We start from the raw sequence: 21,898 nt of genomic DNA, 5'->3' as shown, positions 1-21,898 counted from the left end.
CCTACCTTCCAAGAATCCTATCGGATCTATCCATCGAGACGGGCTTGCATGGGTATTGACGAGGGATCCACCCATCCCACAGCATCACCCGAAGCAAAATCCTATTTGATTCGAGTGGAGCTCCAGTCATGCTTCGTCGTAGATCCGCCGCGTCCGCCGCTGTCGCCCTCGCACTTCTCGGGACCGCCTCCGCGGCCTGCACCGTCAAGAGCTCGGACGAGCCCGGCCCCGGCCGCACCACCCAGGCCGCGTCGAGCGGAGGCAAGGCCGAGCTCGCCGACGGTTCGTCGGTCAAGGTCGCCCTTGTCCCGGGCGGCGCCCACCCCTACTTCCAGCCCTGGAAGCAGGCCGGCGAGGGCGCGAAGAGCAGCCTGAAGCTGGGCGACGTCACCTTCGACGAGACCGCGGAGTGGGATCAGCAGAAGCAGAACAACCTGCTCTCCACGCTCGCCGCCCGCGGATACAACGCCTTCGGGGTGTTCGGCGTCTCCCCGACCGACATCAACACCACGTTCGCCGACCTCAAGAAGCAGGGCTTCGCCGTCGCCTCGCTCGCCTCCTGCCCGGCCGGCGGCACCAACGAGGCCGACTTCTGCCTCTCCACCGACGTCGAACTCGCCGCGTACAAGGCCGCGCAGGCCGCCATCGAGGCCATGGGCGGCAAGGGCACCCTCGTCCACCTCACCGGCAACAACGTCGACGCCAACACCCAACTGCGCATGAAGGGCGTCGAGAAGGCGGTGAAGGAGACCGGCGGCAAGGTCACCCTGCTCCAGACCGTCACCGACATCGACAAGGACCTCCAGACCGCGCAGAAGGCGGTCTCCGACCTGCTCGCCGCCAAGGGCGGCCAGATCCAGGGCATCGTCACCACCGCGTACAACCCGGCCGTCGCCGCCGCCGAGGCCGTGGCGCAGACCGGTTCCAAGGCCAAGGTCGTGGCCGTCGACGACGACGCCAAGATCCTCTCCGCGATCAAGGACGGCTCCGTCAGCGCCACGGTCGTGCAGAACCCGGTCGGCCAGGCGGAGATCGGCACCTGGGCCCTCGCCCTGCTCCAGGCCAAGCAGTGCGCGATGAAGGAGCCCGGCAAGATCGTCGACTCCGGCTCCTTCGTCGTCACGAAGCAGAGCGTCGACACCTACGACGCGGACCGCAAGGCCAAGACCGCCGAGCTGAAGAAGCAGTTCGCCGACGAGTTCCTCCGCTGCGGCTGACCGCCGCCGCCCGCCATCGCCCCTGGGAACCCCACACGGAACCGGCACACGACATGACGATCATCACCCGGGCGACAGCCCTGCTCGCCGACATCGCCGTCGAGACCGACCGCACGGACGCCGTGCAGTCCTTCGTCAAACAGGAGACGGTCCTCGTCCGCCTGACCACCACCGACGGCATCGAGGGCATCGGCTACGCCTACACCATCGGTACCGGCGGCAGCTCCGTCCTGGCCCTGCTGCGCGACCACCTCCTGCCGCTCCTCGACGGGAAGGACGCCCGGAACGTCGAGGCCCTGTGGCGTGAGCTCTTCTCCGTCACCCGCGCGACCACCACCGGGGCCATCACCTCCCTCGCCCTCGCCGCAGTGGACACGGCCCTCTGGGACCTGCGCTGCAAGCGGGCCGGGGAGCCGCTCTGGCGGCTCGCCGGCGGCCATCGCCAGGACGTGCCCGTGTACGACACCGAGGGCGGCTGGCTCCACCTCGGCACCGACGAGCTCGTCGCCTCGGCCCTCACCGCCAAGAAGGCGGGATGGGCCGGCGTCAAGATCAAGGTGGGCAAGCCGAACCCCGCCGAGGACGCCGAGCGGATGCGCGCCGTACGCGAGGCCGTCGGCCCGTACCTGCACATCATGACCGACGCCAACCAGTCCCAGACACTGTCCTCCGCCGTACGGCTGGCCGCGGCGCTCGAACCGTACGACCCGTACTGGTTCGAGGAGCCGCTGCCCGCCGACGACGTCAGCGGCCACGCCACGCTCGCCCGCGCCACCCGCATCCCGGTCGCGGTCGGCGAGTCGATGTACGCGCCGATGCAGTTCCGCACCTACCTGGAGCAGGGTGCCGCCTCCGTCGTCCAGGTCGACGTCGCCCGCGTCGGCGGGATCACCCCGTGGCTCAAGGTCGCCCATCTCGCGGAGACCTTCAACGTCATGGTGTGCCCGCACTTCCTGATGGAGCTGCACATCAGCCTGGTCGCGGCGGTGCCCAACGGCGCGTACGTGGAGCACATCCCGCAGTTGCGGGCCGTCACCCGCACCGGACTCACCCTGCGCGACGGCAGGGCCGTCGCCCCGGACGAGCCGGGCATCGGCATCGACTGGGACCTGGACGCGATCGACGACCGGAGGGTGGGATGAAGACCGCCGTCACCACGCCCGACACGGCGACCGAACCCCCCGACGAGTCCGCGGCCCGGCCCGCACGGCGGCTGCCGTTCCGGCTCGACCAGCGGGCGGGCCTGCTCGTGCTCATCGTGCTGCTCGCCGCCGTCTTCGGCACGCTGCGCCCGGCGTTCTTCGACGAGCGTCTGGTCCTCTTCCCCCTGCTGCGGGACATCGCGACGCTGACGGTGGTGGCGCTCGCCCAGATGGTGGTGCTCTCCATCGGGCACATGAACCTCGCCGTCGGCCGGATGGCCGCCTTCGGTGCCTTCTTCGCAGGATTCGGCTACGACCGGCTCGGTCTGCCGCTCCCGCTCGGGCTGCTGCTCTGCCTGCTGGCCGGCTGCGCCGTCGGCGCCCTGAGCGGCTGGATCATCGCCCGTACCGGGGTCAACTCCTTCGTCGTGACCCTGGCGATGGACTTCGCCCTGCTCGGTCTGGTCTCGCTGCTGTACTCGGCCTTCACCGAGAACGCCGCCTTCACCACCCGGCCCGCCGGACTCGACGACCTGCGCTCGGCCTCGCTCGGCGACATCTGCCTCGGACCGGTCTGCGGCTCGCCCGCCGTCCCCCAGGTCGCGCAGTTCACCCTGCTCGCCCTGCTCGGCCTGGGTTTCCTGTACGCCCGCACCCGGATGGGCCGCGAGCTTCTGCTCACCGGCGCGAACCCGACCGCCGCCGAGCTCTCCGGCATCCCGACCGGGCGCCGGATCGTCCTGGCCCATGCTCTGTCCGGGCTGCTCGCCGCCCTTGCCGGATTCATGGCCGCCGTGGGCACGGGCACCTTCCGCGCCTCCATCGGCGAGGACTTCATGCTGCCGTCGTTCCTCGGCGCGGTCCTCGGCGGGACGCTGCTCACCGGCGGTGTCGTCTCGGTCGTCGGCGCCCTGCTCGGCACCACGCTGGTCGGCGTGATCCGCAAGGGCCTCGACCTGCTCGGCATCGGCCTCGAAAGCCTCAACATCTACCTCGGCTGCGTCCTGCTCCTCGCCCTGTCCGCGGACCGGGTGCGCACCGTGCTGTCCTACCGCAAGGTGGTGCGCTCGACATGACCATGCTCCGCGACCGGGGGGCCGGCGCCCTGCCCGCCCTGCGCCGCCTGACCCGCTCCACGACGGCGTCCCTGTTCGGCGTGGTCCTGCTGGGCTACCTGGCTCTGGGGATCGCCTCGTCCGGCTCCTTCTTCGAGGGGCCTTCCGTACGGACCTTCCTGCAGTACCTCGCCACCCCGATCCTCATCGGCCTCGCCCAGATGGTCGCCCTCTGCGTCGGCCAGCTCAATCTGGCCGTCGGCGCGCTCGGCGGCTTCACCGCCTGTCTGATGGGCGTGCTGATGGCCGACAGCGGGGTGCCCGCCTACCTCGCCGTGCCAGTGGGACTGGCGACGGCGACGCTGGTCGGCCTGGTGACGGGCCTGTGCATCGTCGCCACGCAGATCAACGGCTTCATCGTCACGCTCGGCACGATGACGATCCTGCTGGGGGCGCAGTACCGGCTCGCCGGGACCCGTACCGTCGACGGCTACTCGGCCACGCTGCGCGACCTGGGCCGGGCCGCGCCGCTGAACGTACCGCTGGTCTTCCTCACCGCGCTGACGGCGGCGGGGCTGCTCGCCGCATTCCTGTACCGCACGGTGGCCGGCCGGCGGCTGCTCGCGGCGGGCGGCAACCCGCTCGCCGCCCGGCTGTCCGGCATCTCGACGAACCGTCAGATCGTGGTGGCACACACCCTGTCGGGTCTGCTCGTCGGCATCGCCGCGGTGACCGCGACCGCCTCCCTGCCCGGCGTCAACCGCAGTGTCGGCGGCGACTGGCTGCTGCCCAGCTTCGCCGCTCCCATCATCGGCGGCGTCGCGCTGACCGGCGGGTCCGTCGCGGTCCTCGGCACCGTGCTCGCCGCCTTCGTGATGCGACTCATCGACACGGCGCGGGCCCAGTTCTCCCTCGACCCCAGCTGGGTCAACTTCCTCATCGGTCTCGTCGTCCTCGGCACCGTCGTCGGCGGCCGTATCCACCAGACCCGGCTCGACAAGAAGGGTCGCGCACCCGGACGGACACCGCCGGCACCGCCGGCACCGCCAGGAGAGTCCGTCCCCGTCACCGGCTCCGCCGTCACTCCGGGAGGTGCCCGATGAGCGAAGTCCTGCTGGCCTGCGAGGACATCGTCAAGGTCTTCCCCGGCGTCCGCGCCCTCGACGGAGTGGGCCTGCGGCTCACCGCCGGCTCCGTACACGCTCTGCTCGGCGAGAACGGCGCGGGCAAGTCCACGCTGATCAAGGTGATCACCGGCGTGCACGCACCGGACGGCGGACGGCTCACCCGGCAGGGCGAGCGCCTCGACCTGCGCTCCCCGCTGGACGCCACCCGCGCCGGGATCGGCGTCGTCCACCAGGAACGCAACCTCATCCCCGGGTTCTCCGTGGCGGAGAACATCACCCTGCAGGACCCGCCGTCACGGAGGGGGCTGGTCGACCGCGAGGCGATGGCCGCTCCGGCCCGCCGCTGCCTGGCCGAGCTGGGCCTGGACATCGACCCAGAGCTGCCCGTACGTGAACTCTCGGTCGCCCAGCAGCAGTTGGTGGAGATCGCCAAGGCGCTCTACACCGAGAGCCGGGTGCTGCTGCTCGACGAGCCCACCGCCTCCCTGTCCCCGCAGGAGGCCGAGCGGCTCTTCGACGTGGTCAGGCGGCTCACCGCACGCGGCACCTGCGTCGTCTTCGTCAGCCACAAGCTGGACGAGGTCTTCGCGCTCTGCGACACCGTCACCGTGCTGCGGGACGGCCGGACGGTGTTGGAATCGGCCCCGCTCGCCGAGCACACCCAGGACGACGTGGTCACCCTCATGGTCGGCCGGGCGCACGCGGTGACCGCGATGCCCTCGCGCCCCGTGGACCGCTCCGCCACACCGGCGCTCTCGCTGCTCGGTCTTTCGACGGCCGCGGGCCATGAGGACGTCTCGCTCGACGTCCGCCCCGGGGAGATCGTCGGCCTGTACGGGCTCGTCGGCGCCGGCCGCAGCGAGCTGGTCAAGGCCGTGCTCGGCCTTGACCGGGTCACCGGGGGCGAGATCCGCGTCGGCGGCAAGCTCGCGACGATCCGCTCTCCGAGGGAGGCGCTGCACCGGTACGGCATCGGCTATCTGACCGAGAACCGCAAGGAGGAGGGCGTCTTCCTCGAACAGCCCATCGTCCGGAACATCACCGTCACGGTGTGGAAGCGACTCGCCAGGGCCATCGGGTGGGTCTCCTCCCGCGAGGAGCGGGCACTTTCCGAGGACCTCGTGGCCCGCCTGGGCATCCGCATCGCCGGTCTCGACCAGAACGCGGGTGAACTGTCGGGCGGCAACCAGCAGAAGGTCAGCCTGGCGAAGTGGCTCGCCGCCGAGACGCGGCTCCTGGTCGTCGACGAACCGACCGTCGGTGTGGACGTGCGCACCAAGCACGCCTTCCACGAACTGCTCTGGGAACTGGCGGGGGACGGGCTGCCGATCCTGCTGATCAGCAGCGACCTGGCCGAGATGATCACGCTGGCCGACCGGGTCCTGGTCATGGCCGACCACCGCGTCCGCGGCGAGGTCGACAACGACCACGACTATGACCGGATGAGCGAACGGATCATCCGGCTCATCCACGACCGCCCCGTGCCGGCCGGTCCCGCGGTCCCCTCACAGGGAAACCTCGCATGAGGCGCGTCGCCCAGGTCATCCACGTCCGCCCCGAGCGGCTGGAGACGTACCGCCTGCTGCACCGCGAGGTGCCCGAGCCGGTCCTCGACCGGCTGCGCTGCTCCCACATCGCCAACTATTCCATCCACCTGCTCGGCGACCGGCTGTTCGGCTACTTCGAGTATCACGGCGACGACCTGTCGGCCGACCTGGCCGCGATGGCGGCCGACCCGGCCACCGAGGCGTGGTGGCAGCTGACCTCCCCCTGCCAGAAGCCGGTCGTCGAGGCCGCGCCCGGCGAGTGGTGGGCCTCCATGGAGCAGGTCTTCCTCATGGAGTAGCCCACCGCCCCACCCGCCGCCCCGCGCGGAAACCACCCACCACCTCCGCGGTGCCCGAGCACCGCGCCCCAAGGAGAAGCACGTGAAACTGCTGCGCCTCGGCGCCCCCGGCCACGAGCGGCCGGCCGTTCTCGCCGATGACGGCCGCACCCTCGATCTGACCGGCCTCACCGCCGACATCGACGGCGCTTTCCTCGCCTCCGGCGGCGTCGACCGTGTCCGCGCCGCCCTGCGGGACGGCTCTCTGCCCGAGCTGCCCGAGCCGGACGCCGCGGGACTGCGTGTCGGCGCGCCCGTCGCCCGCCCCGGCAAGGTGGTGTGCATCGGCCTCAACTACCGCGACCACGCGGCGGAGACCGGAGCCCAGGTGCCCGAGCGGCCGGTGGTGTTCATGAAGGACCCCGGCACGGTCGTCGGACCGTACGACACCGTGCTCGTCCCGCGCGGCTCGGAGAAGACCGACTGGGAGGTGGAGCTCGCCGTCGTCATCGGACGCCGGGCCCGCTACCTCGCCGGTCCCGACGACGCGGCCGAGTACGTCGCCGGATACGCGATCAGCAACGACGTCTCCGAGCGGGCCTTCCAGCTGGAGCTGTCCCCTCAATGGGACCTCGGCAAGTCCTGCGAGACCTTCAACCCGCTCGGCCCGTGGCTGGTGACGGCCGACGAGATCCCCGACCCGCAGGGCCTGGGCCTGCGGCTCGCCGTCAACGGCGTGCGCCGGCAGAACGGCACTTCCAAGGACATGGTCTTCCCTGTGCCGTACCTCGTCTGGTACCTGAGCCAGTACATGGTTCTGGAGCCCGGCGACGTCATCAACACCGGCACCCCGGCCGGCGTGGCCCTGGGCCTGCCGGGCACCCCGTATCTCCGCGCCGGTGACGCGGTGGAGCTGGAGATCGACGGACTCGGATCCCAGCGCCAGACGTTCGAGAACGCGTGAGGACGACATGACCCAGCACCTTGCGGCCGTCCTCACCGGACTCGACGTGATCGACATCCGCTTCCCCACCTCGCGCGAGCTCGACGGCTCCGACGCGATGAACCCCGACCCCGACTACTCCGCCGCCTACGTGATCCTGCGCACCGACGCGGGCGACGATCTCGAAGGCCACGGCTTCACCTTCACCATCGGGCGCGGCAACGAAGTGCAGGCCGCGGCGATCGCCGCGCTGCGCGAGCACGTGGTGGGCCTGCCGGTCGACGCGGTGTGCGCCGACCCAGGCTCCGTCAGCCGGGCCCTCAACGGCGACAGCCAGCTGCGCTGGCTGGGCCCGGAGAAGGGCGTGATGCACATGGCGATCGGTGCCGTGGTCAACGCCGTGTGGGACCTGGCCGCCAAGCGCGCGGGGAAGCCCGTCTGGCAGCTGCTCGCCGACGCCGACCCGGAGTGGCTCGCCGACCAGGTCGACTACCGCTACATCGAGGACGCCCTCGACCGTACGCAGGCGGTAGAGCTGCTGCGCTCGGGCAAGGAAGGTGCGAAGGAGCGCGAGGCGCGGCTGCGTGAGCGGGGATACCCGGCGTACACCACCTCGCCCGGCTGGCTCGGATACTCCGACGAGAAGCTCACCCGGCTCGCCCGGCAGGCGGTCGCCGACGGCTTCACCCAGATCAAGCTGAAGGTCGGCGCCGATCTGGCGGACGACGTCCGGCGGCTGCGGGCCGCCCGCGCGGCCGTCGGCCCGGACATCCGGATCGCCGTCGACGCCAACCAGCGTTGGAACGTGGCCGAGGCCGTCGAGTGGACCAACTCCCTCGCCGACGCCGACCCGTACTGGATCGAGGAGCCGACCAGCCCGGACGACATCCTCGGGCACGCGAGGGTGCGTCAGGGCGTGGCGCCCGTCAAGGTCGCCACCGGTGAGCACGTGCAGAACCGGATCGTGTTCAAGCAGCTGCTCCAGGCAGGCGCGGTCGACATCGTGCAGATCGACGCGGCCCGGGTGGGCGGTGTCAACGAGAACCTGGCGATCCTGCTGCTCGCCGCGAGGTTCGGTGTGCCGGTCTGCCCGCACGCCGGCGGTGTCGGCCTGTGCGAACTGGTCCGTCACCTGTCGATGTTCGACTTCGTGGCGCTGTCCGGGACCACCGAGGACCGGGTGATCGAGTACGTCGATCATCTCCACGAGCACTTCGAGGACCCGGTGACGATCGCCGACGGGCGCTACACGGCGCCCACCACGCCCGGCTTCTCCGCGGAGATGCGCCCCGCCTCGATCGCCGCCTACCGCTACCCCGACGGCACCTTCTGGGCCGCCGACCTCGCCGAACAGGAGCTGACGACGTGACCACGAGCGAACTCTCCGGCCTGCGGGCCCTGGTGACCGGCGGCGCCTCCGGCATCGGCCTCGCGACCGCGCGACTGCTCACCGAGCGCGGTGCGGACGTCGCCGTGCTCGACCTCGCCGGGTCGGCCGTCGACAAGCCGCTGCGCGGCCACACGGCCGACGTCTCCGACGACGCCTCCGTACGCTCCGCCGTCGCGGCGGCCGCCGCCGAGCTCGGCGGCCTCGACATCCTGGTCAACAACGCGGGCATCGGCGCGATCGGCACCGTCGAGGACAACGACGACGACCAGTGGCACCGCGTCCTGGACGTCAACGTCCTCGGCATCGTCCGCACCACCCGCGCGGCCCTCCCCCACCTGCGGGCCTCCGCGCACGCCGCCGTCGTCAACACCTGCTCGATCGCGGCCACGGCAGGGCTTCCGCAGCGCGCGCTGTACAGCGCCAGCAAGGGGGCGGTCCTCTCCCTGACCCTGGCCATGGCTGCGGACCACGTCCGCGAGGGCATCCGCGTCAACTGCGTCAACCCCGGCACCGCCGACACCCCATGGGTCGGCCGACTCCTCGACCAGGCCGGCGACCCGGCAGCCGAGCGGGCAGCGCTCGACGCCCGGCAGCCGATGGGTCGGCTGGTGACCGCCGACGAGGTCGCCGCCGCCATCGTCTACCTCGCCTCGCCCGCCGCGGCGTCCGTCACCGGCACCGCGCTCGCCGTGGACGGCGGCATGCAGGGACTGCGGCTGCGGCCGGAGGAGCGGTGAGCAGGCAGCGGGAGGGCGGCGGGCCGGAGGTGAACCCGCTGCGGGAGGCAAACGCCCGACCGGCACTGCCCCGCCGTACCCTCGGACGCAGCGGGGTACCCGTCACCTCGCTCGGCTTCGGTGCCGCCGCCATCGGCGGGCTCTTCCAGGACGACGGCGAGGAGGCGGCGGCAGCCGCCGTCGCGGCTGCCTGGGACGTGGGCATCCGCTCCTTCGACACCGCGCCGCACTACGGTCTGGGCCTGTCCGAGCGCCGGCTCGGCGCCGCGCTGCGGGGCCGGCCCCGGGAGTCGTACACCCTCTGCACCAAGGTGGGCCGGGTCCTCGAACCGTACGAGCCCTCCGTGGGCGGCGACGATCTCGCGAACGGCTTCGCCGTGCCCGCCACCCACCGCCGTCGCTGGGACTTCAGCGCGGACGGGGTGCGGCGCTCGCTGGAGGACAGTCTCACCCGGCTCGGCGTCGACCACGTCGACCTGGTGCTACTGCACGACCCCGACGACCACGAGGAGCAGGCGTTCCGGGAGGCGTATCCGGCCCTTGAGGAGCTGCGCGCGCAGGGCATGGTCCGGGCGATCGGCGCCGGAATGAACCAGAGCCGCATGCTCACCCGGTTCCTGACCGACACGGACGTGGACGCCGTCCTCTGCGCGGGGCGCTACACACTGCTGGAACAGGGCGCGCTGGAGGCCCTGTTGCCCGCTGCGGAGGCGGCCGGCAAGAGCGTGATCGTCGGCGGCGTGTTCAACTCCGGTCTGCTCGCCGACCCCGTACCGGGCGCGATGTACGACTACGCGGCCGCCCCGGCGGACATGCTGGACCGCGCCCTGCGGATGCGGGAGGTCACGGAGGAGCACGGCGTGCCGCTGCGTGCCGCCGCGCTGCACTTCCCTTTCGGGCATCCGGCGGTCGCCTCGGTCCTCCTGGGGGCCCGGTCGGCCGCACAGGTCCGCGACGCGGCCGGGCTGGTCGACAGGCCCGTACCGGGCTCGGTGTGGGAGGCTCTGCGGGCGCGGAATCTGCTGTCGGCAGGGGTGCCCGTGCCCGGCGACGTGACCGCATCCGAAAGCAGGCTCCCTTGAGCATCATCGACGCGCACCACCATCTGTGGGACCTCTCCGTGCGCGACCAGGAGTGGATCACCGGCCCCGAACTAGCGCCCCTGCGCCGTACGTTCGCGCCTCCCGAGCTGGAGACGCGGGCGCGCGAGGCCGGGGTTTCGGCGACGGTGCTCGTGCAGACGGTCACCGTCGCGGAGGAGACGCCCGAGTTCCTCACCGTGGCGGCGGGCAGCGAGCTGATCGCCGCCGTGGTCGGCTGGACCGACCTGACCTCGCCGGGTGTCGCCGAGGAACTGGCCCGGCTCGCCTCGCTGCCCGGTGGCGGGTTCCTGCGCGGCGTCCGGCACCAGGTACAGGGCGAACCGGACCCCGACTGGCTGACCAGACCCGACGTGCTGCGCGGGCTGCGCGCGGTCGAGGAGGCCGGGCTCGTCTACGACCTCGTCGTCCTGCCACACCAGTTGACGGCGGCGGCCCGAGCCGCCGCCGCGCTGCCCGGCCTCACCTTCGTCCTCGACCACCTCGGCAAGCCGCCCATCGCGTCCGGGGACCGCGAGCCCTGGACCCGGCTGGTCCGGGAGCTGGCGGCCCTGCCGAACACGGTGTGCAAGCTCTCCGGCATGGTGACCGAGGCGGACTGGCGGTCGTGGACGGTGGACGGCCTCCGCCCCTACGCGGACACCGTCCTCGACGCCTTCGGCCCCGAGCGGCTCATGTTCGGCTCCGACTGGCCGGTGTGCACGCTCGCGGCGGGGTACGGGGACGTCGTGGCGGCCACCGGCGAGCTGCTCTCGTCGCTGAGTGCGGTCGAGCGTGCGGCGGTATGGGCCGGTACGGCTCGGCGCGTCTACCGCATCCCGAGCCCCGGCGCCGACTGAGCGCCGGGCACGGGCGGTACCCGGGCGGCGGCCCGGCCGGTCACTCCTCGGAGAACCGGCCGAGCTGCCGCTCCATGCTGCGGGTGAGGTGGTCCGCCATCGCTTCGGCCGCGCGCTCGGCCTTGCGGCGCAGGATCGCGCGCACCACCTTCTCGTGCTCCGCCACCGTGGGATCGTCCTCGCCCTGATGGCTACTCAGCCGGAAGATGTGGAGGTGCGAGTGGAGCCGTTCCACCGCGTCGGCGAGCAGCGGCCGGTGGGCTGCCTGGGCGATGGCGTCGTGGAAGCGCTGGTCGAGGGCCGCGAAGTCGCGGTAGGAGGCGTACGGCCCTTCGGGTCCCGGGTGGGACTCCATGGCATCCAGGATGCTCTCGATGGCGTCGAGCTGGGCGTCGTCGGCGTGCAGCGCGGCCAGCTCGGCCGCGCGGGGCTCCAGGAGCAGCCGCATCTCGAACAGCTCCTCCACGCCCTGCCGGGTGAGGAGTTCGGTGGCCCGGTAGCCCGAGAGGGACCGTTTGACGACGAGGCCGTCGGATTCGAGCCGGGCCAGCGCCTCCCGTACGGGGGTGGGCGACACGTCGAGCGTACGGGCCAGGGCCTCGATGCCGACGCGGGCGCCCGGGGCGATCGCATGGTCCATGACCATGGCCTTGATGTCCTCGTAGACGCTGTCGGACAGCGCCTGCCGGGCCGGGGGCGCGGCAGCCCCGTCCGTCCCCTCCCCGTCCGCTCCCGCCACGTCCTCGGAGGGCTCGCGTACCGGCATCCGGATCTCTCCTCCGAACTCGACGACGTGGGGGGTACGGGAAGTCTATCGAGGACGGGGCGCCTCAGACGTCCTTGCGGACGATCACGACGAGGGTGCGGGGGCCGTGGACGCCCTCCACCCGCTCCAGTTCGATGTCGGAGGTGGCGGAGGGGCCGCTGATCAGCGTTGTGGGCCGGCCGGGCACCAGCCGGGCGAGGGTCTCCGGGACTCCGGCCTCGACCGTGGACAGGTCGACGACGCACACATGGACGTCGGGGACGAGGGAGAGCGCACGCCGCCCCTGGTCCGGCGAGCCGTCGAGGAAGATCGTCCCGGTCTCGGCGCAGCTCACCGCCGAGGCGGTCACGACCGCGTCGAGCGCCTCCAGGCTCGGCGCGGGCACCTCGGTGGCGTCCGCCTCCACGGTGCCGTCCCAGTCGGCGAGCCAGTCGCGGTCGAGGCCGGCGGGCACGCCGACCCGCCGGGCGCCGAGTCCGGTGAGGATGTCGGCGAGGGTGACGGCCGTGGTGGCCGCAGTGCAGGTGTGGACCTGGGCCTTGTAGTCGAGGAGCCGGTCGGTGAACAGCTCCAGGCGCTCGCCGTCGGGCAGGATCCGGCCCGTGCGGTAGGCGCGCGGCACGGGTGCGGCGGCGGGCTGCGGGGCGAGGGCCAGCGCGTCCCGTACGCGGGCCAGAACCGTCTCGCGAGCGGTCATCGCTCCTCCTTGGGGGTGGTGGGGGTGTCGGGGGTGCCCTGGGTGTCGGGGGTGTCGCCGGATGCCGCCCCGGCGCGGGCGGCTTCGGCGAGGGCGAGGCGGCCCTCGTCGGAGGCGTACCACTCGCGGAAGGTGTGCCGGGGCGGAGCGGGCGTGTCGCGGCTGTCGCTCCAGCCGTCGAAGGGCGGGGGCAGGTGGGAGATCCGGCCGTCGCGGCCGGCCGCGACGCGGCCGATCCGGGAGAGCTTCTGGGCGCCGGTGTACAGCGCCGGGCGGCTCATGACGGCGGCGGCGGCCTTCATGGCGAGCCGTTCGGCGGTCCGTCCGCTCTGCTCGGTGTTCTGGTGGCGCAGTTCGACGAGGAGCGAGGGAATGTCGATCTTCACGGGGCAGGCGTCGTAGCAGGCGCCGCAGAGCGTGGAGGCGTAGGGCAGCGTGGAGTTGGGGTCGCCCGTGGCTTCGTGCATGCCGGCGAGCTGCGGGGTGAGGACGGCGCCGATCGGTCCGGGGTAGGTGGATCCGTAGGCGTGGCCGCCGACCCGTTCGTACACGGGGCAGACGTTCAGGCAGGCCGAGCAGCGGATGCAGTGGAGGGCCTGGCGGCCGACGGCGTCGGCGAGGGCGGCCGTGCGCCCGTTGTCGAGCAGGACGAGGTGGAACTCCTGCGGCCCGTCGCCGGGCGTGACGCCCGTCCACAGCGAGGTGTACGGGTTCATACGCTCGCCGGTGGACGAGCGCGGCAGCAGTTGAAGGAAGACCTCCAGGTCGGAATGGAGCGGCAGGACCTTCTCGATGCCCATGACGGTGATCAGGGTGTGGGGAAGGGTCAGGCACATCCGGCCGTTGCCCTCGGACTCGACCACGGAGAGGGTCCCGGTCTCGGCGATGCCGAAGTTGGCGCCGGAGACGGCGACCGGGACGGTCATGAACTTCTCGCGGAGGTACGCGCGGGCGGCGGCGGCGAGTTCGGCGGGGACGGACGTGAGGTCCGGGTCGACGCCGGGGATCTCGTCGAGGAAGATCCGGCGGATCTCCTCCCGGTTGCGGTGGATGGCCGGGACGAGGATGTGCGAGGGCCGGTCGTGCGCGAGCTGGACGATGAGCTCGGCGAGGTCGGTCTCCAAGGCGGCGATGCCCTGGATCTCCAGGTGTTCGTTGAGGCCGATCTCCTGGGTGGCCATGGACTTGACCTTGATGACCTCGCGGCTGCCGGTGGCGGCGACGAGCCGGGTGACGATCGCGTTGGCCTCGGCGGCGTCGCGCGCCCAGTGGACGGTGCCGCCGGCCTCGGTGACCTTCGCCTCCAGCTGTTCGAGCAGCTCGGGCAGCCGGTTCATGGTGTCGGTCTTGATCGCCGCCCCGGCCGTCCGCAGTTCCTCCCAGTCGGGCAGCTCGGCGGTGACGGCGAGGCGCTTGGCGCGGATGGTGTGGGTGGCGTTGCGAAGGGTCTCTCGCTGTTGGCCGTTGCCCAGTCCGGTGCGAGCCGCCGCGGGGAACTTCTCCTCGCCGCGCAGATGCCCCTCACCATACGGGGAGCGGGGCGGGACGCCGGGCAGGCCGAGGAAGGTGCTGCTCAACGTGCGGCCTCCGTCAGGGAGTAGGGCTCGGTGCGGGTGGCGGCGAGGATCTGGGCGAGGTGGAGGGTGCGCGTCCCGGAACGGAGGCGGGAGAGTCCGCCTCCGATGTGCATGAGGCAGGAGGAGTCGCCGGCGGTGCACACGGCGGCGCCGGTGGAGGTCACCCGGTCGATCTTGTCGGCGAGCATGGCCGAGGAGGTCGCGGCGTTCTTGACGGCGAAGGTGCCGCCGAAACCGCAGCAGGAGTCGGCCTCGGGCAGTTCGACCAGGTCGATGCCCTCGACGGCACGCAGCAACCGCAGTGGCTTGTCGCCGACGCGCAGCATCCGCAGCGAGTGGCAGGTCGGGTGGTAGGTGACCCGGTGCGGGAAGTACGCGCCGACGTCGACAGTGCCGGCGACGTCGACCAGGAACTCGGAGAGCTCGTACGTCTTGGTCTCGACAGCGGCGACGCCGGCGCGCAGGGCGGGGTCGCCGTACCGTTCGGCGACGATCCGGTGCTGGTGGCGCACACAGCCGGCGCACGAGCCGGAGGACATTACGACGGCGTCGATGTCCGGGTCGCCGAACTGTTCGGCGAAGTTGCGGACGAGGGGCGCGGGTTCGCGCTGATAGCCGGTGTTGACGTGCATTTGGCCGCAGCAGGTCTGGCCGGGCGGGAAGACGATCTCGTGGCCGAGGCGGGTGAGCAGCAGCGCGGTCGCCTTCACTGCTTCGGGGAAGAGCGAGTCTCCCAGGCAGGTGGCGAAGAGTCCGATGCGCATGAGGACCTCCACGGTCGGGGTGTGGTCCGACCGTATGGAAAGAGGGAAGCCAGATAAAGGACCAACCTAAGTATGGTCGGACCATACTGCCAAGGCGGCCGGTTGGCCAGACCGTGCCCTTCACACCGTCGGGCGGGAACCGTAGGGCAGGGCGAACCTGGGGAGCTCAGGCGCCGACGGCGGGCCCCTGACCCCCTTCGGCAAGGGCGCCGTGGAAGCCGCGGATGTGCCGTTCGACGAGGTCGGCGGCCGACGCGCCATCTCCGGCCCGGAGCAGGCGCAGCAGCTCGGCATGCTCGGCGTCGAGCCCCTCGGCGACGGCTCGCCAGTCCTCGGCCTCCCGCTCCGCCCGGAGGATCAGCGTGCGTACGGACTCGCGGACGGCTGAGGTGAGCGTCGAGATCAGCGGGTTGCCCGAGGCGCGGGCGATGAGCACATGGAAGGCGGTGTCCAGCTCGTTGTAGAGCGCCACGTCCGAGCCGGCCGCCCGCATCCTGCGGACCAGCACGTCCGCCTCGGCCAGCTCCTCGGCGGTCGCCGAACGGGCGGCGGCCTCGAAGCTGGAGCGCTCCAGGACGACCCGGGCCTCGACGACGTCGCCGATGCCGTAACTCCCGAGGGCGAGATGGATGCGCAGCAACCGTCCGAGCGCGTCGTCGGGGTGGCGGACGATCCTGGCCCCGGCGTCCGGGCCACGTCCGACGTTGGCGACGAGCACCCCGCTGCTCTCCAGCACACGCAGCGCCTCGCGGAGGGCGGATCTGCTCACGCCGAGCGCCGCCGCGAGCTCACGCTCGGGCGGTAGGCGGTCACCGGCCTTGAGGTCACCGGCCATCACCTGCCGCTCGATGCTCTCCAGTACGAGCTCATGGGTCCGTGACTGCTGCACGGGCCGCCACTCGGCGGTCACGGCGCCTCCCGACGTCCTCACTGTGGTCCGACCAAACTCTACCGACCTTCCGCTCGCCACGTACCCGAACATCAGAATCAGATAGGAAACAGCCAACCCTCAAAGCCGACCCGCGATCACTCCCCTCCCTGGACAGCGCCGCATAACCCCATCAAAGCGGGCAGATACGACCCACCCCGTAGCCCGATAGGTTCAACCATTGAGAGCGCTCACCATCACAAAGAAGCAATTCCTATAGGAATTTCGTGCGCAATCCCTTGACAGCCCGTGCGAGCACCGCTGCACTGCTGGCTTGTCGCCGGGGCGCCGGCAATCCCACCTCGAAGGAGCCAGCAGTCCATGTCCGAACGTTCCGCCTCCCTGCCGCCCGCCTCCGCCGACGCCCCGATGGGGGTGTCTCGCCGAGGCCTGCTGCGCGCCGCCGCGTCCGTCGGCGCCCTCTTGGCCCTCTCCTCGCTGCCCGAGTTCACCTCGCCCGCCGGCGCGGTGACCCGCCCCGGCACCCTGTCCCTGGTGCCGGAGGCCGAGGCCGTGACGCTCTGGTACACCCAGCCGGGCAGAGCGAGCCTGATCATGAACGAGGGCCTCCCCGTCGGAAACGGCAGGCTCGGCGCCATGACGAGCGGCGACCCGAGCCACGACACGCTGATCGTCACCGACGGCACCTTGTGGACCGGCAACGCCAACACGTCCCTCGGCTCCGACGGCCAGTTCTCGTACGACACGGCCAACTTCGGCGCGTTCGGCATGCTCGCCAAGGTCTACCTCGACCTGCCCGCGCACACCGCCTCCGCCATCACCGACTACCGGCGCACACTCGACCTGAGCAACGGCCTGGCCACCGTCACCTACCGGCTCAACGGGGTCACCTACCGGCGCGAGGTCTTCGCGAGCCACCCCGACGACGTCATCCTCGTCCGCCTGACCCAGAGCGGTGGCGGCTCCCACACGGGCTCGATGAGCCTGGCCGGCACCCGTGGCGAGACCGTGACCGCCGACGCGAGCGCCGCCGAGGTGTCGTTCTCCGCGACGCTCCCCAACACACTCAGGTACGCCACCGTGGTGAAGGCCACCGGCGTCGGCGGCACCCTCTCCGCGACCGGCACGCAGGTCACCTTCACCGGATGCAGCGAGGTGGTCCTGGTCGTCTCGGGCGGCACCAACTACAAGGCCGACGCGTCCGTCGCGTACAAGGACACCTCCCTCGTCCCGCTGACCGTCGCCCGCACCAGGGCCGCGGCGGCCACGGCGGTCTCCGGCTCTTCGCTGCTCGCCACCCACACCGCCGACTACCAGCGACTCCACGGCACGATGACCCTCGCCCTCGGCACGTCCACGGCCGCGCAGAAGGCCCTGGACACCCCCTCCCGGCTCGCGGCACGCGCGGCGGGTGCCACGCCCGACCCCGAACTGGAGTCCTCCTACCTCCAGTTCGCCCGCTACCTGACGATCTGCGGCTCGCGCGACGCGATGCCGACCAACCTCCAGGGACTGTGGGTCGACACCAACACCCCCGAGTGGATGAGCGACTACCACACCGACATCAACGTCCAGATGAACTACTGGCTGCCCGACCGGGCCGGCCTCGCCGAGTGCTTCGACGCGTTCACGGACTACTGCGTCGCCCAGCTTCCCGGCTGGGAAGCGGCCACCAAGAGCCTCTTCCAGGACCCCCGCAACGGCTTCCGCAACTCCAAGTCCAAGGCGGCCGGCTGGACGCTGGCGATCTCCACCAACATCTGGGGCGGCAACGGCTGGTGGTGGCACCCGGCCGGCAACGCCTGGATGTGCAACTCGCTCTACGAGCACTACGACTACACGCGGGACGCCGCCCACCTGGCGAAGATCTATCCCCTGCTAAAAGGCGCCTGCCAGTTCTGGGAGGCCCGCCTGATCACGACGACCGTGACCGACCCCGTCACAGGCGCCCGGCGCCAGGTGCTGATCGACGACCACGACTGGTCGCCCGAGCACGGACCCGCCAACGCCCAGGGCATCACCTACGCCCAGGAGCTGGTCTGGCAGCTGTTCCAGAACTACCGGTCCGCCGCCGCCACGCTCGGCGTGGACGCCTCGTACGCGTCGACCATCGCGGGCCTCCAGAGCAAGCTGTACCTGCCTCAGGTCAGTTCCACCAGCGGCTGGCTCGAGGAATGGATGACCGACGCCAACCTCGGCGAGACCACCCACCGCCACCTCTCCGCCCACGTCGGACTCTTCCCCGGAGACCGGATCAACCTCCAGGACTCACCCGCCACGCTCGTCGCCGGCGCCACCAAGCTCCTCGAAGCCCGGGGCATGGCGAGCTTCGGCTGGGCGAGCGCCTGGCGGGCGATGTGCTGGGCCCGGCTCAAGTACGCGGAGAATGCCTACCAGCTGGTGACCGACGTGATGCGGCCGACCGTCAACCACAGCAACGGCTCCGCCATCAACATGTTCGACTTCTACTCGCTCTCGGCCGGCGGCTCGGTCTTCCAGATCGACGCCAACTTCGGTACGCCGGTGGCGATGTTGGAGATGCTCGTCCAGTCCCGTCCCGGCCGTGTCGAGCTGTTGCCGGCGCTGCCGAAGGCGTGGGCCGGCTCGGGCTCGGTGACGGGCGTCGGTGTACGGGGCGGCTTCACGCTCGACCTGTCCTGGGCGTCCGGCCAGGTCACCGGCGCCACCCTGCACGGCGCCGCCGGCCGTTCCACCACGGTCGTCTTCGGCGACTGGTCCCAGGCGGTGACCGTCCCGGCGAGCGGCTCCGTCACCGTGGCTCCGCCGACCCAGTACACCGTCTTCCAGCTGGTCAACCGCGGGACCGGTACCGCCGCGACGGTGCCCGGCGGCGCCACGTCGGCAGGGACGGGGCTCACCCTGGCCGCACCCGGTTCCGCGGCGAGCCAGCAGTTCCGCTTCGTGCCCGTGGGCGACGGCCTGTACGAGATCCACACCACCCACGGCACGACCCCTCTGGCCTGGGACATCAACGGGGGCTCGACGGCCGACGGCGCCCGGCTGATCCAGTGGCAGCTCGCGCACTCCGCCAACCAGCGGTTCCGGCTCACCGACGCCGGCGGCGGATACGTCACCCTCACCTGCGCGCACAGCGGCAAGGCTCTGGCGGCCACCACCGACGGCACGGCGATCGAGCAGCGCACACCCGGCGGCGACCTCGGCCAGCAGTGGCGCCGCGTCGGTATCTGACCGTCCGCACCCGCCGTACGTCGGCTCCCTCATGCCCTGGCGCAAGGGAGAGCCACGCATGCGCACGTCCCACCACAGATTCATCGCCACGGCGGCGGCCCCTGTCCTCGCCGCCGTGGCCCTCGGTCTCACCGGCTGTTCTTCCGGCAAGGAGGAGGGCGGCTCCATCACCGGTCCGGCGGATGGAAAGGTGACCGGAAAGATCTCGCTCACGTACCTCCAGAAGCAGGGCGACCAGGGGTACTTCGTCGGTGGGGCGGCGGCCGGCGCCAAGGTCAAGGCGGCGGAGCTCGGCATCGACCTCAAGGTGGTGAACCTGGGCAACGACGCCAACAAGACCGTGACCGACATCCAGTCGGCGATCACGCAGCAGAGCAACGGGCTCAGCGTCGTGGTGCCGGACCCGGCGGTCGGCCACAGGCCGTGAAGGCCGTAAAGGACGCCGGTGTCGCGCCGCCGGCCACGGCAGGATCCAGCCGGTGATGCCGATGAGCCGCTCGACCCAGTCTTCGTCCTGGCCGGCGATCCCCGCGGGCAGTGCTTGGATCTGCCGCGGGGTGACCGCCAGCACCGGCACGATGTCGCCCTGCGCATCCAGTGCACGGTCTTCGAGGAGGTCGAGGAGGTTTATACCATGAACCTCGCTTACGCCCGGGGCCGTGATGCCGTCCAGGACCAGGGCCCGTGGTTCCCCGTGACGGGAAGCCAGCTTCTCGACCAGCGCGTGCGGGTCGGTGTCCTGCGAGAGGTACAGAACCCCGCTCGGCCGGGGGATCCGGTCCAGCAGGTTGTTGAGCATCGAATGAGTGAACTCCATGGAGGACAGGAAAGCGCACTCGACTGACAAGAGCCCGGGATCCGACTCCGATGACAATCGGTCCAAGTTCACTGTCTGAGGACAGCTACCGTGAGACGCCATTCGAGCAAGACGGTCCACCCGCGAACCGCTCCCCTGCAAGGTGGGGCTATCCGGTGAGGGCGAGGTTGTGCAGGCGGGCGATGCCGTGCATCGCGTGCTGCACTCCATCGCCCCTCAGGCGGCAGTCGCGCAGGATCTTCCAGGTCTTCATCCGGGCGAAGGCGTGCTCGACGGATGGTTGGTGGAATAGCGATCTTCTTCGACTGCTCGGCCACCTCATGGCCCGGGGGACGCAGCGCAAACCTCGGGCCGAGGTCGTTGATCACCCGGTCCACGGCCGACTTCGACACCTTGAACAGCAGGGCCAGTTGTCGCATCGTCAAGTTCGTCCGCCAGTAAGCGGCGACCAGCAGCACCCGGTCCTCCAACGACAGGCTCCACGGCCGGCCTCGGCCCGGGGAGTCGGCACCCTCGCGACGCAGCGCGGTCACCAAACTGCCGAAGACGCGGGGACGCCTCACGCCCAGCGAGCCCGTTCGGAATGGGGAATCGGAAATTGTCCGGAGATGCGCAGGCTGCCCGCCGTCTCGTCGGTTGCGTGCTCGGTCCCGTAATAGGGGCCATAGCCGGCTATGGCGGGATGACGATGCTTGCAAGAGCTTGGGACGAGTGCGAAATAGGAATCAACGCAGCAGCGAATTTCTGGTCCCTGATTCCCGTCTTCTTCGCCGTCTGGGTCGTCGTCGCGCTGATCTGGGCCATCGCGTTCGGGGTGCTCGGCGGAAGGGGTCTGCTGCTCGCCGCCGGGGTGGCCGTGCTCGCCACGCTGTGCGTCTACTGGGTGCTCATGGCGACGCTGAATGCTCCCGCCGACTATCCGGTCGGAGTCAGCGCCTGCTCTCCGGACAATGCCCCGCCGTGGTGGCCGGACTGGCTGCCTGTGTGAACCGCCGCGGGCTATCGGCCAAGGAGCCCGCTCCGAGCCGACCAAGATCCGGGCCATACGCGGACCAGCCACCTGCGGCCTGGCCGAATCATGGCCGTTTCCACTGGACCCGGAATATGTTCATCTGGTTTCCGCGGCCGACCCCGTCGCTCTCCATCTCGTCCAGGAAGCGCTCGACCACGATCGGTGTGACCGAGTTCAGCTTCCGCGATCCGAGGCGCGGAATGATGTGCGCATTGATCGAGCTGTCGACATGCTCGCCCGTGGAGTAATCCGTCATCTTGCGCTGCCGGGGCCGCCACTGCTTCGCGTACTCCTCGACCGTCAGCTGACCCAACTCCCGACGGGCCGCCGCCACCGACGGCGCCGTCGTCTTCTTCTCCGTGAACGCCGAGAGCCGCGAACTGGGCCGCGTCAGACGCGACATGCGCCGGGCCGCTGACGACGACGCCCCGGATCATCCCGGCGGACAGGGCGGCCGTGACGGCCTGCCAGCCCAGGCGCTCCATGAGCGGCAGCGCCGGGTCGGAGTCGGACCAGACGCCGGCGATCGCCTTCCGTCACCCCCTTATCCGGCTGACCTGCTACGAGCGGCTCTCCGCCACCCGCCGCCGGGTGCTGCACGCCTCCTACGCGGACGCCGTGCGCAGTCGCCGTCCCGACGCCGTCGACACGCTCGCCGCGCACCTCTCCCGGGCCGACGACCCGCGCGCCGCGGCGGATCCCCCTGGAGCGCCTCAGGGGCGCGTCCTGGCCCTCCTGGCCCACAACACCCCAGGACCGCACTCCCCAGAAATGACCGAACGGACGGGCGC

At 71.1% G+C, this 21,898-nt stretch carries 21 protein-coding genes and 2 pseudogenes; 16 read left to right on the top strand and 7 right to left on the bottom strand.

What is annotated here, in order from left to right; all coding sequences use genetic code 11:
- The first annotated feature begins 128 nt into the window (after positions 1-128).
- From AC07AW_RS33250 to AC07AW_RS33200, 11 genes are all read left to right on the top strand, one after another.
- A complete protein-coding gene (locus AC07AW_RS33250) occupies positions 129-1,217 on the top strand; it encodes a substrate-binding domain-containing protein (protein WP_478819193.1) in 1,089 nt (362 codons plus the stop codon).
- Between the two features lie 53 nt (positions 1,218-1,270).
- Positions 1,271-2,359, top strand: coding sequence for a mandelate racemase/muconate lactonizing enzyme family protein (locus AC07AW_RS33245; RefSeq protein ID WP_478819192.1), 1,089 nt, complete (start codon positions 1,271-1,273; stop codon positions 2,357-2,359).
- Entirely contained in the window at positions 2,356-3,435 is a 1,080-nt protein-coding gene (locus AC07AW_RS33240; RefSeq protein WP_478819191.1) for an ABC transporter permease, read from the top strand. The genes AC07AW_RS33245 and AC07AW_RS33240 overlap by 4 nt, the downstream gene beginning before the upstream one ends.
- Entirely contained in the window at positions 3,432-4,517 is a 1,086-nt protein-coding gene (locus tag AC07AW_RS33235) for an ABC transporter permease (protein ID WP_478819190.1), read from the top strand. Before AC07AW_RS33240 ends, AC07AW_RS33235 begins: the two co-directional genes overlap by 4 nt.
- Positions 4,514-6,067 (top strand): sugar ABC transporter ATP-binding protein, encoded by a 1,554-nt coding sequence (locus tag AC07AW_RS33230; RefSeq protein WP_478819189.1) that lies wholly within the window; start codon positions 4,514-4,516, stop codon positions 6,065-6,067. The genes AC07AW_RS33235 and AC07AW_RS33230 overlap by 4 nt, the downstream gene beginning before the upstream one ends.
- A complete protein-coding gene (locus AC07AW_RS33225; RefSeq protein WP_478819188.1) occupies positions 6,064-6,387 on the top strand; it encodes an L-rhamnose mutarotase in 324 nt (107 codons plus the stop codon). Before AC07AW_RS33230 ends, AC07AW_RS33225 begins: the two co-directional genes overlap by 4 nt.
- Positions 6,388-6,469: 82 nt before the next feature.
- Entirely contained in the window at positions 6,470-7,330 is an 861-nt protein-coding gene (locus AC07AW_RS33220) for a fumarylacetoacetate hydrolase family protein (protein ID WP_478819187.1), read from the top strand.
- A 7-nt stretch (positions 7,331-7,337) separates the two neighbouring features.
- Positions 7,338-8,678, top strand: coding sequence for an enolase C-terminal domain-like protein (locus tag AC07AW_RS33215; protein WP_478819186.1), 1,341 nt, complete (start codon positions 7,338-7,340; stop codon positions 8,676-8,678).
- The gene (locus AC07AW_RS33210; RefSeq protein ID WP_478819185.1) at positions 8,675-9,436 is read left to right on the top strand and encodes an SDR family NAD(P)-dependent oxidoreductase; all 762 of its coding nucleotides are present in this window, start codon (positions 8,675-8,677) and stop codon (positions 9,434-9,436) included. The genes AC07AW_RS33215 and AC07AW_RS33210 overlap by 4 nt, the downstream gene beginning before the upstream one ends.
- Positions 9,437-9,501: 65 nt before the next feature.
- Positions 9,502-10,518: an aldo/keto reductase gene (locus AC07AW_RS33205; protein ID WP_478819353.1), complete on the top strand. Its 1,017-nt coding sequence runs from the start codon at positions 9,502-9,504 to the stop codon at positions 10,516-10,518.
- Positions 10,515-11,375: an amidohydrolase family protein gene (locus AC07AW_RS33200; protein WP_478819184.1), complete on the top strand. Its 861-nt coding sequence runs from the start codon at positions 10,515-10,517 to the stop codon at positions 11,373-11,375. The genes AC07AW_RS33205 and AC07AW_RS33200 overlap by 4 nt, the downstream gene beginning before the upstream one ends.
- A gap of 40 nt (positions 11,376-11,415) precedes the next feature.
- On the opposite strand, the gene AC07AW_RS33195 is transcribed toward AC07AW_RS33200, so the two are convergent.
- From AC07AW_RS33195 to AC07AW_RS33175, 5 genes are all read right to left on the bottom strand, one after another.
- On the bottom strand, positions 11,416-12,021 hold the full coding sequence (locus AC07AW_RS33195; protein WP_478819352.1) for a GntR family transcriptional regulator: 606 nt from the start codon (positions 12,019-12,021) through the stop codon (positions 11,416-11,418).
- A gap of 184 nt (positions 12,022-12,205) precedes the next feature.
- The gene (locus tag AC07AW_RS33190; RefSeq protein ID WP_478819183.1) at positions 12,206-12,838 is read right to left on the bottom strand and encodes a LutC/YkgG family protein; all 633 of its coding nucleotides are present in this window, start codon (positions 12,836-12,838) and stop codon (positions 12,206-12,208) included.
- Entirely contained in the window at positions 12,835-14,415 is a 1,581-nt protein-coding gene (locus AC07AW_RS33185) for a lactate utilization protein B (RefSeq protein ID WP_478819182.1), read from the bottom strand. Before AC07AW_RS33185 ends, AC07AW_RS33190 begins: the two co-directional genes overlap by 4 nt.
- On the bottom strand, positions 14,412-15,179 hold the full coding sequence (locus AC07AW_RS33180) for a (Fe-S)-binding protein (RefSeq protein WP_478819181.1): 768 nt from the start codon (positions 15,177-15,179) through the stop codon (positions 14,412-14,414). The genes AC07AW_RS33185 and AC07AW_RS33180 overlap by 4 nt, the downstream gene beginning before the upstream one ends.
- Before the next feature lie 166 nt (positions 15,180-15,345).
- Positions 15,346-16,089 carry a FadR/GntR family transcriptional regulator gene (locus AC07AW_RS33175; protein WP_478819180.1) on the bottom strand — a complete coding sequence of 248 codons (744 nt, stop codon included), beginning with the start codon at positions 16,087-16,089 and terminating at the stop codon, positions 15,346-15,348.
- A 339-nt stretch (positions 16,090-16,428) separates the two neighbouring features.
- On the opposite strand from AC07AW_RS33175, the gene AC07AW_RS33170 reads away from it, so the two are divergent.
- From AC07AW_RS33170 to AC07AW_RS33160, 3 genes are read left to right on the top strand one after another with little or no spacing between them, the layout of a single operon-like run.
- Positions 16,429-19,278 (top strand): glycosyl hydrolase family 95 catalytic domain-containing protein, encoded by a 2,850-nt coding sequence (locus tag AC07AW_RS33170; RefSeq protein ID WP_478819179.1) that lies wholly within the window; start codon positions 16,429-16,431, stop codon positions 19,276-19,278.
- A 58-nt stretch (positions 19,279-19,336) separates the two neighbouring features.
- Entirely contained in the window at positions 19,337-19,705 is a 369-nt protein-coding gene (locus AC07AW_RS33165; RefSeq protein ID WP_478819178.1) for a hypothetical protein, read from the top strand.
- 18 nt (positions 19,706-19,723) lie between these two features.
- Positions 19,724-20,122: a hypothetical protein gene (locus AC07AW_RS33160; RefSeq protein ID WP_478819177.1), complete on the top strand. Its 399-nt coding sequence runs from the start codon at positions 19,724-19,726 to the stop codon at positions 20,120-20,122.
- 121 nt (positions 20,123-20,243) lie between these two features.
- On the opposite strand, the pseudogene AC07AW_RS33155 reads toward AC07AW_RS33160, so the two are convergent.
- Positions 20,244-20,694, bottom strand: a pseudogene (locus tag AC07AW_RS33155) (helix-turn-helix domain-containing protein).
- Positions 20,695-20,783: 89 nt separating this feature from the next.
- On the opposite strand from AC07AW_RS33155, the gene AC07AW_RS33150 reads away from it, so the two are divergent.
- Entirely contained in the window at positions 20,784-21,083 is a 300-nt protein-coding gene (locus AC07AW_RS33150) for a hypothetical protein (RefSeq protein WP_478819176.1), read from the top strand.
- Between the two features lie 88 nt (positions 21,084-21,171).
- Here the strand turns inward: AC07AW_RS33150 and AC07AW_RS33145 are convergent, their stop codons facing one another.
- On the bottom strand, positions 21,172-21,510 hold the full coding sequence (locus tag AC07AW_RS33145) for a tyrosine-type recombinase/integrase (RefSeq protein WP_478819175.1): 339 nt from the start codon (positions 21,508-21,510) through the stop codon (positions 21,172-21,174).
- An 80-nt stretch (positions 21,511-21,590) separates the two neighbouring features.
- Between AC07AW_RS33145 and AC07AW_RS33140 the strand changes: the two are divergent.
- A pseudogene (locus AC07AW_RS33140) lies at positions 21,591-21,898 on the top strand (hypothetical protein); the annotation flags it as partial.

This window comes from Streptomyces sp. NPDC044003, from assembly GCF_056435185.1.
Note: the sequence above shows the minus strand (reverse complement) of the source record. Positions and strands in the feature narration are given on the sequence as shown.